Origin of the sequence: Arthrobacter sp. zg-Y1143, from assembly GCF_030125565.1 — a bacterium.
Classification (GTDB): domain Bacteria; phylum Actinomycetota; class Actinomycetes; order Actinomycetales; family Micrococcaceae; genus Arthrobacter_B.
Genome location: NZ_JASKLW010000009.1, coordinates 290,086 through 302,322, shown reverse-complemented (window position 1 = coordinate 302,322; position 12,237 = coordinate 290,086). Strand labels below are relative to the sequence as shown.

Genomic DNA, 12,237 nt, shown 5'->3' with positions numbered 1-12,237 from the left:
CGGGCGCACCGCCGAACGGAACGGCGTGCACGGCAAGGTCAGCGCCCGGCTGCATATCCCTGCATTCCGCGCGGATTGGCCGCAGCCTGCAGCAGGCCGGTTCCGGGGGCGCGGGTCACCGCGGACAGCCGTCCCAGCGCCCAGTCCCCCGCCCGGGTGACCACATGGCCGCGGGCTTCGAGCCCGGCAATGACGTCCTCGCCCAGGCGGTCCTCCACCACCGCTCCGCCGGGAGTCCAGGTCCTCGGCCAGAACGAACCGGGAATGGACGTGGTGTGCAGGGCCGGTGCGTCAATGGCCTGCTGCGGCGTGTAACCGCCCACTATGGTCCGCAGCAGGTACAGCAGCTGCCACTGGTCCTGCTGGTCCCCGCCCGGGGAACCCAGGGCGGCCACCGGCTGCCCGTCCCGCAGCACCAGGGTAGGGGTCAGGGTGGTGCGCGGCCGTTTGCCCGGTGTCAGGGTGGACGGCGCCCCTTCTTCCAGCCACGTCATCTGCAGCCGCGAGCCCAGGCAGAACCCCAGCTCCGGGATGGTGGGTGAGGACTGCAGCCAGCCGCCGGACGGGGTCACGGACACCATGTTCCCCCACTGGTCGGCGACGTCGATGTGGCAGGTATCCCCGCGCGTCTCGCCGGTGGGCGCCACCGTTGGTTCGCCGACGCCGGCGAACTCCCGGCCGCCGTCGGCCGGCGGACGGTACTCAGTACGCAGCGGGGGGACAAAGGGGCTGTGCCCGGGCACCGTGCCCGGCCGGAACTCGCCGGAAGCCGTGTCAGTGATAAGGGTCCGGCGCGCGGCTGCGTAGTCCTCGCTTAGGAGGAAATCCAAAGGAACGTCTGCATCCCCGTAGTACGCTTCCCGGTCCGCAATGGCCAGCTTCTGCGCTTCCAAGATGGTGTGGGCGCCCAGCTCGGTTGAGGGGTCCAGCCGTTCATCCTCAAAGCCGGCCAGGATGGCCAGGGTTTGCAGCAATGCCGGGCCCTGGCCCCAGGCGCCGGTCTTGGCGATGGTGCAGCCGCGGAATTCGAAGGTGACGGCAGGTTCGTAGCCGGCGCTGAACGCGGCGAAGTCCCCGGGTGTAATGACCGCGGCGTGGTCGGTTCCGGAGGAATGCCGGTGCGGTATTGAGAGGAAGTCCGCGGCGGCGCGGGCCACGAAGCCTTCGCGCCATTCCCTCCGGGCAGCGTCAATCCTGCCCGCACGGGTGGCGTTACCGGACCCGGCCGCCACGAGCCGGTCCAGCACCGCTGCGTAGGTTTCGTTGCGGATGGTTTCCCCCTCCCGGGGTGGCCGGCCTTCCGGCATCCACTGTGCGGCGGAGGTAGGCCAATGGTCGGTGAACAGCTCCGCCACCGCCTCAATGGTGGCCCCAACCCGGCCCAGGACAGGATGCCCGTTGCGGGCGTAATCCACCGCGAATGCCAGGACGTCGGCCAGCTCCCAGGTGCCGTGGTCACGCAGCAGCAGCAGCCAGGCGTCGACGGCGGCCGGAACCGCAGCGGCCAGCCCGCCTGCCCCCGGGACCAGTTCCAGGCCTTCGGCAAGGTAGTGCTCCCTGGTGGCTGCCGCAGGGGCCGGCCCCTGCCCCATCAGCACCACCGGCTCGCCCGGATTCCCGGCAGTCGCGAAAATACCGGTCAGGTCACCGCCGGGGCCATTGAGGTGGGGCTCCACAACATGCAGCACAAACCCCGCCGCCACCGCGGCGTCAAAGGCGTTGCCGCCGCGCTCCAGGACGGCCTGCGCCGAACCGGTGGCCAGCCAGTGCGTGGAGGCGCTCATGCCAAAACGGCCCTGCAGCGTTGGACGGGTGGTAAAGGATGCAGGCGCCGTATAGCTCACGGATGTCACTTTCAGCCGGGGATGGGTAGTGGCATCCTTGCACCGCCGGCTTTTGAATACAATCGGAGTTTCAGCCCCCGGTTCTGTCTATGTGCCGGTCCCTGCCTAAGGAGACAGCCCGCCAGTGAAGCGCCTGAACGACGTGCCCACCGAACGCGTGCACCTATGGCTGATGCTGGCCCTGACGTTCTCCACCGGGGTGGTGGACGCCGTCGGCTACCTGGGGCTGGACCGGGTCTTCACCGGCAACATGACCGGCAACGTGGTGCTGCTGGGCATGGCCTTCGCCGGGGGCGCGGACCTGCCCATCCTGCGCCCGGCCCTGGCGCTGGTGTTCTTTATGCTCGGGGCCGCCCTGGCCGGGCGCATGCTGCGCGGGGGCCCGGAGGGCTGGTCCCGCCGTACGTCCGTCTCGCTCGTAGTGGTGGCCGGCTTCATTACCGTCCTCGCCGTCTTCACCCTGGTATTCGACGTCCAGGGCGACCGGGTCCTGGGCAGCATTACGACGTCGGCCCTCGCCGCCGCCATGGGCGTCCAGGCCGCCACGGCCAAGCGCCTGAAGGTCGCCGAGATCACCACGGTGGTGGTCACGTCCACCATCACGGGCCTCGCCTCCGATTCCCGGCTGGCCGGGGGCAACAGCCAGTACTGGGTCCGTCGCATGCTGGCCATCGCGCTGATCATGCTGGGCGCCGTGGCGGGAGCGGCGGCCCTGAACGTGGGCGTCTGGCTGGGGCTGGTCATCTCGGCGCTGATTTCCATCAGCGTGGCAGCCGCCGGCTACGTTCGGCACCACCGCGAGCGCAGCGGCGCGGGCGAGGAACTGCCTGCGGGCTGACACCGGACGCGTGGGCGCATTCCGGCCTGGGAGCACTACTGCACCCTTCCCGGGGGTTGCCTGCCGGAGGCACCGCCGTACGCTTAATGGACGCTTGCATGCTTTCTCCACCCAGCGGACTGACGCGAGGTGTCCATGGAGAGCTTCACTCCCAGCACGGATCCGGTAGCCAACAGCGTAGCCCTCTCAGCCCTTGTGGCCTTGCTGCCCCTGCTGACGTTTTTCCTGCTCCTGGCCTTTGCCAAAACCCGGGCCTACGTGGCCGGGGCCTGGGCGCTGCTGGTGGCCCTCGCCGTCGGAGTGTTCGGGTTCGGCATGCCGCTGGGACTGGCGCTGCTCTCGGCCACGCAGGGCGCCGCCTTCGGCCTGTTCCCGGTGGTCTGGATCATCGTGATGGCCGTGTGGCTGTACCAGGTGACCGTGCTCAGCGGCCGCTTCGAGGACCTGCGGCGGGTATTCGATGCGATAGGCGGCGGGGACCTGCGGGTCCAGGCCATCCTGGTGGCGTTCTGCTTCGGCGGTTTGCTGGAGGCCCTGGCCGGTTTCGGCGCTCCGGTGGCCATCACGGTGACCATGCTGCTGGCGCTGGGGATTGCCCCCATCCGGGCGGCGTCGGCGGTGCTGGTGGCCAACACCGCGCCGGTGGCTTTCGGCGCCCTGGCCATTCCCATCACCACGGCGGCGAACCTGACCGGCTACACCGGCGAAGATTTGGGCTCCATTGTGGGACGGCAGACACCTGTCCTTGCCCTGTTTGTGCCGCTGATCCTGCTCTTTATCCTGGACGGGCGGCGGGGCCTGCGGGACTGCTGGCCGGTGGCACTGTTTACCGGCGTCGTGTTCTCGATTTTCCAGTTCCTGTGCTCCAACTACTTCTCCTACGAGCTCACCGACATTGTGTCTTCTCTGGTGGCGATGCTCGCAGCGGTGGGGTTCCTGCGCTTTTGGCATCCCCGCAACGGTGCCGAGGCGGGCCGGCGGATGAACGCGGAACTTCAGGAGGCGCGGGCCAGCGGCTGGACTGCGGCCGGGTCCGGCGCGGCAGCCGCTGTGCAGACCTCGGCCCATGACACCGCAACGGACCGGCTGACCCCGTCCCGCGCCTGGATGGCGTTGTTTCCATACGTTGCCGTGATTGTGGTGTTCGGCTTCGTGAACCTGTGGACCTGGGGCGTCAACGTGCCCGAGGCCCTGGCGAAGACCGTCATCAAGATCCCCTGGCCGGTGCTGCATGACGCGCTGCTGGACAGCAGCGGGCAGCGCCAGTCCTCCACCATCTACTCTTTCGAGTGGCTGATCAGCCCCGGCACGCTCCTGCTGATCACCGGGCTGATTGTCACCCTGGTTTATTCGCGGTTCAACGAGGATGGGCGGTATCCGCTGTCCATCGGGGCGGCCCTGCGGGAGATCGGCACTACAGCGGTGCGGATGCGTTCGGCCGCGCTGACCATCCTGGCGGTCCTGGCCCTGGCCTACGTGATGAACTTTTCCGGCCAAACCGTCTCGATCGGCACCTGGCTGGCGGCCGCAGGTCCCTTCTTTGCCTTCCTGTCCCCCGTGCTGGGCTGGATCGGCACGGCGGTGACCGGGTCCGACACGTCCGCCAACGCCCTGTTCGCCAAGCTGCAGCAGACGGCAGGCATCGAAGCGGGCCTGAATCCCCAGCTGCTGGTCGCCGCCAATACTGGCGGCGGCGTGATGGGCAAACTGATCAGTCCGCAGAACCTTGCCATCGGTGCCGCCGCGGTGAACATGAGCGGCCAGGAATCCGTGCTGCTGCGCAAGGTGGTGGGGTGGAGCGCACTGTTACTCCTGGCCATGTGCATCCTGGTCTATCTCCAGTCCACGCCGGTCCTGGAGTGGATGCTGCCCTAGGCTCTTCACTGCTGCGAGCTCTTCACTGCTGAGCCCTGCCCGCCTTCCCCCTTCCCGTGGCCGGGGCGACACCTTCGTATGAGTTCCGGCACGTTGCCCGGCTGGAAGCCATCGCTGGCGGCGAACTTCGAAAAAACGGTGCTTCGGCAGGTCCTAACTTAAAAAGCGTGAAGTTCCTGTCGCTGAAGGCAGCGGTGGTGTTGGCCGGGGCGGCCGCCGCTGCTGGAACAGCTGCCGCCGCTGCCCTGCACTGGGATCCCCGAACCTCTGCCATGCTGATCCGCGGAGTCTTCTCCGGCGCCGGCAAAATGCAGCCCTCGCGGCCGGTCCTGCACCTTCCGCGGGGCAGCGTCACCAGCCACATGGGACTGCGGTACCTCGGCTCCGCCGTGAACCCCTCCCTGGACCTTTTCCTGCCCGCGTCGGCGAGCGCGCCGCTGCCCGTAGTGGTCTGGGTCCACGGAGGTGCCTGGATCTCCGGTTCCAAGAAAGACGTGGAGCCCTACCTGCGGGTTCTGGCAGGCTACGGGTACGCCGTCGTCGGGCTTGGCTACACCATTTCCCCCAAGGCCTGCTATCCTACGGCCGTGCGGGAACTGAACTCCGCCCTGGGCTATCTGCGCGAACATGCGCAGAAGTACGGCCTGGACCCGGACCGGATTGTCCTGGCAGGCGACTCCGCCGGAGCCCAGCTCGCAGCCCAGCTGGCCCTGGGCATCACCAATCCGGACTACGCGCGACTCACTGGCATAGTCCCCGCCGCCGCCCCGGAACACCTGCGTGGGATCGTGCTGAACTGCGGCCTGTACGACTTCAAATCCGTGGCCCGGCTCACCGGCACTTTCGGGTGGGGCCTGAAGAAGGCCCTCTGGTCCTATACCGGGTCAAAGGACTGGGCTGCCACCGAGGCAGCAGGGCACATGTCCATCTTCGAGCACGCCAACGGGAAGTTCCCGCCCGCCTACATAGCCGCCGGCAACAGTGATCCGCTGACCGAGAACCAGTCCCTGCCGCTGGCCGACCGGCTGGAAGAACTTGGGGTCCCAGTGACCCGCCGCTTCTGGCCCAGGGACTACCGCCCGGCGCTGGGCCACGAATACCAGTTCCGGCTGGACCGGCCGGAGGCCCGCCAGACGCTGCAGGAAACGGTCCGGTTCCTGGACACCGTCACCCGGCCGACGGCGCAGGCGCAGTCCCCCAGCCGGCTATACCGGCAGCCGGTGAGGGAGAAAATCAGCGCCTAGGCTCCTGCCGCGGCGCTCAGCGGATAATCACCACGTCCAGGGTCCGCGGCCCGTGTACGCCTTCCACCCGTTCCAGCTCAATGTCGCTCGTGGCGCTGGGCCCGCTGATCCAGGTCAGGGGGTGGGTGGCGTCCAGCCGGCGCAATGCCTCGGGCAGCACTCCGGTGATGTCCCGGGCCCGGACCAGGCAGATGTGGTGGTCCGGGATCAGGGAAATAGCACGCCGGCCCTGGTCCGGACTGCCGTCCAGGATGATGGTGCCGGTCTCGGCCACGGCGGCAGCGCTGCCGGTCACCACGGCACCGGCAGCATCCAGTTGCGCCACGGAAAGCGGGTCCTCCGCGGAGTCCACCATTCGCCCGGGCGCCTGCGCCGTCCAGCGTTCATCCAGCCCTTCCGGAACCACGTAGGAGGGAGCTCCCGCCAGCAGCTCCGCCACACGGACGGGCACCCCGGCCTCGTCCACCACGCTGACTCCCGCCTTGTAGTCAACCAGCCGGTCGCTGAGCAGTTCAATGAGTTCGTCCTCAGCCTTACCGGACTCGTGCCGGTAGTTCCGCGGGATGTCCGGAGCTGCCGGCGCATCATGAAGGGCCGACCGCAGCCGGTCCAGAATCTCCGTACGGGCGCTCATGCCTTCTCTTTCGACGATGTGTTCCCGCGTTCCTTCGCCCACCAGTCCCGGAAGGACCGGGCAGGCGGCGCCGGGAGGTCCCTGCTCTGTGTCCACCCGGCGGCAATGCCGGGAAGTTTCTTGATCTTCTTGTCCGGCCCCGCCGCCAGTTGTCCCAGCGGCAGCGCCTTTTCCACCAGTGCCATCCGGCGCCCGGACCCCATGGCCCAGGAGGCGGCCTTCATGGCCACGTCCATCTGCCCGGGCAATTTCTTCTTCCCGGCCGCTTTCCCGCGGCGGCTCTCCACGTCCACGGACCGCAGGTGGACCAGGATCTCCGGAATGTTGATCTTCACCGGGCACGCGTCGTAGCAGGCACCGCACAGGGACGACGCGTACGGAAGCGAAGCGTTTTCCTCCGAGGTGATGCCGGTCAGCAGCGGAGACAGGATGGCGCCGATGGGCCCCGGGTAGGTGGACCCGTAGGCGTGTCCGCCGGTCCGTTCGTAAACCGGGCAGACGTTCATGCAGGCGCTGCAGCGGATGCAGTGCAGGGCGGACCGCCCCATCTCATCGGCGAGCGCGGCGCTGCGGCCGTTGTCCAGCAGCACCAGGTGCACGTCCTGCGGTCCGTCCCCCTTGGTGACTCCGGTCCAGAACGAGGTGTACGGGTTCATCCGCTCCCCCGTGGAGGATCGCGGCAGCAGCTGCATAAACACTTCCAGGTCCTGGAAGGACGGCAGCAGCTTTTCCACCCCCATAACGGTGATCAGGGTTTCGGGCAGCGTCAGGCACATCCGTCCGTTGCCTTCGGATTCGACGACGCCGAGCGTCCCCGAATCGGCTATGGCGAAGTTCGCGCCGGAGATGGCCACTTTGGCGGAGAGGAACTTGCGGCGCAGGTGCATACGGGAGGCTTCTGCCAGCCGGGCCGGGTTGTCGGTGAGGTCCGGGTCCACGCCGGGCATCTCGCGCAGGAAAATATCACGCACCTGGCTGCGGTTCTTGTGGATGGCCGGCACCAGGATGTGGCTGGGCTTGTCGTGGTCCAGCTGGACAATCAGTTCAGCCAGATCGGTTTCGAAGGCTGCAATGCCCTGCTCTTCGAGGTATTCGTTCAGGCCGATTTCCTGGGTAGCCATGGACTTGACCTTGACCACTTCGTCGGCGCCGGCGTCGCGGATCAGGTCCCGCACAATCCGGTTGGCTTCGGCAGCGTCCCGGGCCCAGTGGATGGTCCCGCCGCGCGCGGTGAAGTTCGCTTCGAACTGCTCCAGCAGTTCGGGCAGGCGCGCCATGACCGAGGCCTTGGTGGCGGCGCCGGCATTGCGCAGTTCTTCCCAGTCCGGCAGTTCGGCCACCACGCGCAGCCGCTTGTCCCGGATGGTGTGCGTGGCGTGGCCCAGGTTGGCGCGCAGCTGGGTGTTGCCCAGTTCCCGTTGGGCCGCGGCCGGGAACGCCTCCGTGGCGTGCAGGTTGCCCTGCCCGTAGGCCGGCAGGGCAGGCATGCCCAGATAGGTGGAACTCATCTCCGGGCCCTTTCCGCGATGCTGCCGGCGGTGCTCCCGGCCGGCTTCCGGAGCGCGTCCGGTGCCGGTGCCGGGTCCTCGCGGGTGCTGGCAAGGATCTCGGCGAAGTGCAGGGTGGCGATGCTGCTGCCCTCCCGGGATAGCCCGCCGCCGATGTGCATCAGGCAGGATGCGTCGCCGCCGGTGCACAGCTGCGCGCCGGTGGCGGAGATATTCGCGTCTTTGTCCGCCAGCATGGCCGAGGACACATCGGCGTTCTTGAGGGAAAAGGTTCCGCCGAAGCCGCAGCACTGATCCGCCTGCGGCAGGGGTTCCAGTTCCAGGCCTTCGACGGTGCGCAGCAGGTTCGCCTGCCGGTCACCGAGCCGCAGCAGCCGCATTCCATGGCAGCTCGGGTGGTAGGTGATCCGGTGCGGATACCAGGACCCCAATTGCGCGGCCGCATCCGTCACGCCCAGGACATCGGTGAGCAGGGCGGACAGTTCATAGGTGCGCGCGCCGACGGCGGTGGCGCGGGCTTCCAGGTCCTTGTCGCCGATGGCGCGGGCGAGCATGGCGTGCTGGTGTTTCACGGAGGCGACGCAGGAACCGGAAGGTGCCACTGCGACGTCGTAGTCCTCCGCCTCAAACGCCTCCACGTGGTTCCGGACGACCGGCACCGCCTCGGGGAAGTACCCCGAGTTCAGATGCATCTGCCCGCAGCAGCCCTGGCCTGCAGGGAACACCACCTGGTGTCCGAGCCGCTCGAGGATGGACACCGTGGCGCGGGCAGTGGACGGATACATGGCGTTCACAATGCAGGTGGCAAAGAGTGCAATCTTCATTGGTTGCCTTTCGGCCGAGCCGGTCCTTCGGGTTCTGCCCATCTTCAAACATACTCCCCCGCATTGGTATGCCTGACGCCGGTTTCGCGCCTGTTTGTCGTGCGCGAAACCGGGTAGTCCCTGCCCTGCTTGCTGCGTTAAGTGCGGGCGGTGAGGGCCTGCAGCAGCGCGGCGGCGGTGCCGGCGTCATCAACCGTGACCACAAACTGGCGGCCGGTGACGCGGTTCACCTGCAGGGCCGGACCGCTGCGCAGCACCACGCCAAACCGTCCGGGCACCCACCGCAGGCCCCAGCCGCCGAACTCGGCAACGGGGGAAACGGTAACTGCCTCGGCATCCCGAATCTCCGCCAGCGGAACATGGAAGCGGGGAAAACCGGCCACGGAGACCGCTGTGAGGCCGCTGCCGTCCACCCGCACCCGGAATGCTGTGGCGGTGGCCGCGGCGAGGAGCACTATGGTCAGGCCGGTCATTGTCCAGGCCAGCTCCGGCTCCGCCCACAGCCACCCGATGACCGCCCCGGCGCCGGCCGCAGTGACCGCCCCCAGGATCAGCAGCAGGGCGGGCTTTGACAGGCTGGTCTCGCGGAACCACACGGCGCGTTCACCGGCAGCCAGCGGCAGTGGCTCGGACGGGCTGGCGGCGGGCCGCTGCTGTGCTTTGGGCTGCACGAGCCAGCAGACCGCTCCCACTGCCAGTCCGGCAAGCAGGGAGTACAGCAGCGGCAGTCCCACCCCAGGGGCCTGCCGGGCATCGGAGAGCCCGGCCTGCATCAGCTGGGTCCAGGTAAGCAGGGTGCAGAGCATGGTGGTGATGGCAGGGACCGCGGCGCCGAGGAACCGGTAGCTCGGTCCGTTGTCCGCGTAGCCCGGCATGCTGGTGCCTGCCATCAGGGCCGGAATACCCGCTCCCAGCAGCACGGTGAACAGCACAGTGGACCACGGTGAGCCAAAACCGTCCGGCCCCTGCACGCCCCAGTGGATAGCCACGGGGTCCGGCAGGGACGGCAGGGTTGCAAGCTGCAGGGCCAGGGCAATGACCACCACGACGGCGGGAACTCCCAGGGCCACCAGCAGGAAACGGCGTCGGGCAGAGGCACTAGCGTTCATGGGCAATTTCCTTTACGTAGGCGGACAGGGTTTCCGGCGACAGGCCCAGATCCCGGGCTTTGGCCACCAGGGCCAGGACATCGGTGTGCAGGGCGGCGAGCGGCGCGGCAGCTTCAGTCACCACTGCGCCGCGCCCGCGGCGCAGCTCGATCAGGCCCTCCGCCCGCAGCTCCTGATAGGCGTGCAGGACGGTGTGCACGTTGACGCCGAGCGACTCCGCGACGTCCCGCGCGGTGGGCAGCCGTTCGCCCGGCTGCAGGCGTCCGGCTGCGGCGTCCGCACGGATCGAGGCGGCCAGCTGCTCAAAGAGCGGCTGGTCGCTGGAGGCGTCCACTTTCATCAGCATGAAGTTATTCTACTACAACTAGAACAACTCACTTTTTATGTTTGCGCTATTCTCTGTCGCATGACGAATATGGGGAATTCAAAAACGATCAGTCTCAACGTGACATCCAAACGGGCACGGGCACGCGGTGAAATGGTGGTTGCCGCACCGGCTGCCGCACTGCCTCCCGCCGTCGAACGGGCCGCCTTCCAGTTGCCGCGGATGACCGTCACCGGAATCTGGGCCGACCGCGCGGAAATGTCCGCCGCAACCAACTGGAAAACCTTCGGGGCCAACATTGTGCTCACCTTCGAACCATTGGACGCCGGCAACACACGGGTCCTGGCCACCAGCACGCCGCAGGTCCCCACCACACTGCTCGACTACGGCCAGGGCAAGTCCGACGTCACCGACGTGCTGCAGGCGGTAGCCGCCCAGCTATAGGACGAACTGCCTCTTGAGCAACGCGGCGTCGCGGCAGCTGGCCCTCAGGCAGCTGGCCCTCAGGCAGCTGGCCATCAGGCGGCCGGGCGCCGCGGTCCGAGCCTTCCGGATAGGACCAGCGCACCGGCCGCCAGCGCCGCGGCACTGGCGAACGCGCCAACGAAGGCAGCCAGCGGGGCCACCGGGAACAGCGCCGCAAAGGCCACGCTTCCCAAGGCCAGCCACAGTGCCTGCACAAGATTGTCATTGACCTGCAGCGAGGAACTGTTGCCGCCCTCCCGGCCCTCATCCGAGTAGTCAAGCACCAGCACGGACAGGGTGGGAAAGGCCATGCCCATGCCGGCGCCGGCCGCGGCCCAGCCCAGGACCGGCAGCACAATGCTGACCTGGGGATTGATGCACAGGGCCGTCACCGCAATACCCGCCACCATCAGCAGCGCGCCGAGCCGGACCCGGGCAATCTTGTTCCCCAGCAGCGCCAGGTTGGCTGCGGCCAGGGACCCGCCGAACCAGGCGACTGCCGAAACGGTCAGCAGCAGTCCTGCCTGCGTGGGGCTGAATCCCCGGTGCTCATACAGGGCCAACGGCAGATACGCCTCCGCCCCGGCAAACGCCGCACCCACCAAGCCGCGCAGTGAAATGACTGCCGGCAGTCCCCGTCCCAGCGTCCAGGTCCGCGGCGGCAGCAGCCGCGGTCCGGCCACCAGCACCGCCGCCGCGCACAGCCCGGCGGGCAGCAGCGCCAGGCCGGTGGCTGCGCCGTCGCTCCCCGCGCCCGACAGGCCGATGCCGAGGACGCCCGCCGCCGCAAGCAGCGCCCAGGCCGTCCGCCGGTAATCGGGCTGCCAGCGCAGCGTGCCCGGCATTTTCCGCAGCACCGGCGCCAGGCCGGCGTACGCCGTCACCGCCAGGAGCGGAGCCACGGCGAACACCGCCCGCCAGCCCAGAAGCCCGTTCAGGAAACCGGCAATCGCGGGCCCTACCAGTGCGGGAAACACCCAGCCGCTGCTGATCACGGTAAAGGCTTGGGCCCGCATCGAGTGCGGATACGCGCGCGCAACCACCACGTACATGGCCACGCCCGCCAGCCCGGCGCCCAGCCCCTGCAGGGACCGGCCCAGGACCAGCATCAGCATGGACTGCGACAGGGCCGCGGCAATGAGTCCCGCCGAGAACAGCACTACGCCCACCCGCAGCGCCGGGGCGGGGCCGCGGGCGTCCGTCCACCCTCCGGCCAGGGCGATGGTGACGACGGCGGTGGCCATGGGCGCGCCGAAGGCCAGCCCGTAAAGGGACAGGCCGTCCAGCTCAGCGGCAACCACGGGCATGACCGTGCCCACGGCCAATGCTTCGAAGGCAAACAGGAAGGCCAGGGTAAACAGGCCCACCGTGGTCGGGAGGTAGCGGCGCGACCAGAAGCCCGGCCCGGTTCCGGCAGCGTCGGTGCCGGGCAGCGAATCTTGGGGCGCAGGGTTTTGGGACGGGGAGTTTTCGGGGCGTTCGGCCTGCAAGCGGTGCTCCTTGGGTGCTGAAATCGATGGCTGCTGCTCGAAGTCAACAGGCTCAAGCACGCTTGAGGTCAAGCGGTTGGT

The 12,237-nt window shown here is 68.3% G+C and carries 11 protein-coding genes; 4 read left to right on the top strand and 7 right to left on the bottom strand.

Annotated elements, in window-relative coordinates; all coding sequences use genetic code 11:
• Positions 1–38: 38 nt before the first annotated feature.
• Positions 39–1,784: a gamma-glutamyltransferase family protein gene (locus tag QNN98_RS12025; protein WP_502864728.1), complete on the bottom strand. Its 1,746-nt coding sequence runs from the start codon at positions 1,782–1,784 to the stop codon at positions 39–41.
• 184 nt (positions 1,785–1,968) lie between these two features.
• Between QNN98_RS12025 and QNN98_RS12020 the strand changes: the two genes are divergently transcribed.
• The 3 genes from QNN98_RS12020 to QNN98_RS12010 all read left to right on the top strand — a co-directional run bounded on the left by QNN98_RS12020 (position 1,969) and on the right by QNN98_RS12010 (position 5,801).
• Positions 1,969–2,682, top strand: coding sequence for a YoaK family protein (locus QNN98_RS12020; RefSeq protein ID WP_227926879.1), 714 nt, complete (start codon positions 1,969–1,971; stop codon positions 2,680–2,682).
• A 135-nt stretch (positions 2,683–2,817) separates the two neighbouring features.
• Positions 2,818–4,557 carry an L-lactate permease gene (locus tag QNN98_RS12015; RefSeq protein ID WP_283997386.1) on the top strand — a complete coding sequence of 580 codons (1,740 nt, stop codon included), beginning with the start codon at positions 2,818–2,820 and terminating at the stop codon, positions 4,555–4,557.
• A gap of 167 nt (positions 4,558–4,724) precedes the next feature.
• Positions 4,725–5,801 carry an alpha/beta hydrolase gene (locus QNN98_RS12010; RefSeq protein ID WP_283997384.1) on the top strand — a complete coding sequence of 359 codons (1,077 nt, stop codon included), beginning with the start codon at positions 4,725–4,727 and terminating at the stop codon, positions 5,799–5,801.
• A gap of 16 nt (positions 5,802–5,817) precedes the next feature.
• Here the strand turns inward: QNN98_RS12010 and QNN98_RS12005 are convergent, their stop codons facing one another.
• The 5 genes from QNN98_RS12005 to QNN98_RS11985 form a co-directional block, all read right to left on the bottom strand.
• Complete coding sequence (locus QNN98_RS12005; RefSeq protein ID WP_283997382.1) at positions 5,818–6,435, bottom strand: LutC/YkgG family protein; 618 nt, start codon at positions 6,433–6,435, stop codon at positions 5,818–5,820.
• Positions 6,432–7,943: a LutB/LldF family L-lactate oxidation iron-sulfur protein gene (locus QNN98_RS12000; protein ID WP_229959759.1), complete on the bottom strand. Its 1,512-nt coding sequence runs from the start codon at positions 7,941–7,943 to the stop codon at positions 6,432–6,434. The genes QNN98_RS12005 and QNN98_RS12000 overlap by 4 nt, the downstream gene beginning before the upstream one ends.
• Positions 7,940–8,767, bottom strand: coding sequence for a (Fe-S)-binding protein (locus QNN98_RS11995; protein WP_283997379.1), 828 nt, complete (start codon positions 8,765–8,767; stop codon positions 7,940–7,942). Before QNN98_RS11995 ends, QNN98_RS12000 begins: the two co-directional genes overlap by 4 nt.
• A gap of 137 nt (positions 8,768–8,904) precedes the next feature.
• Positions 8,905–9,876, bottom strand: a complete 972-nt coding sequence (locus tag QNN98_RS11990) for a DUF1648 domain-containing protein (protein ID WP_283997377.1) — start codon at positions 9,874–9,876, stop codon at positions 8,905–8,907.
• Positions 9,866–10,222, bottom strand: a complete 357-nt coding sequence (locus QNN98_RS11985; RefSeq protein ID WP_227926872.1) for a GntR family transcriptional regulator — start codon at positions 10,220–10,222, stop codon at positions 9,866–9,868. The genes QNN98_RS11990 and QNN98_RS11985 overlap by 11 nt, the downstream gene beginning before the upstream one ends.
• Positions 10,223–10,321: 99 nt before the next feature.
• On the opposite strand from QNN98_RS11985, the gene QNN98_RS11980 reads away from it, so the two are divergent.
• The gene (locus QNN98_RS11980) at positions 10,322–10,645 is read left to right on the top strand and encodes a hypothetical protein (protein WP_283997374.1); all 324 of its coding nucleotides are present in this window, start codon (positions 10,322–10,324) and stop codon (positions 10,643–10,645) included.
• Positions 10,646–10,719: 74 nt separating this feature from the next.
• Here the strand turns inward: QNN98_RS11980 and QNN98_RS11975 are convergent, their stop codons facing one another.
• The gene (locus tag QNN98_RS11975; RefSeq protein ID WP_283997372.1) at positions 10,720–12,216 is read right to left on the bottom strand and encodes an MFS transporter; all 1,497 of its coding nucleotides are present in this window, start codon (positions 12,214–12,216) and stop codon (positions 10,720–10,722) included.
• Positions 12,217–12,237: the final 21 nt, after the last annotated feature.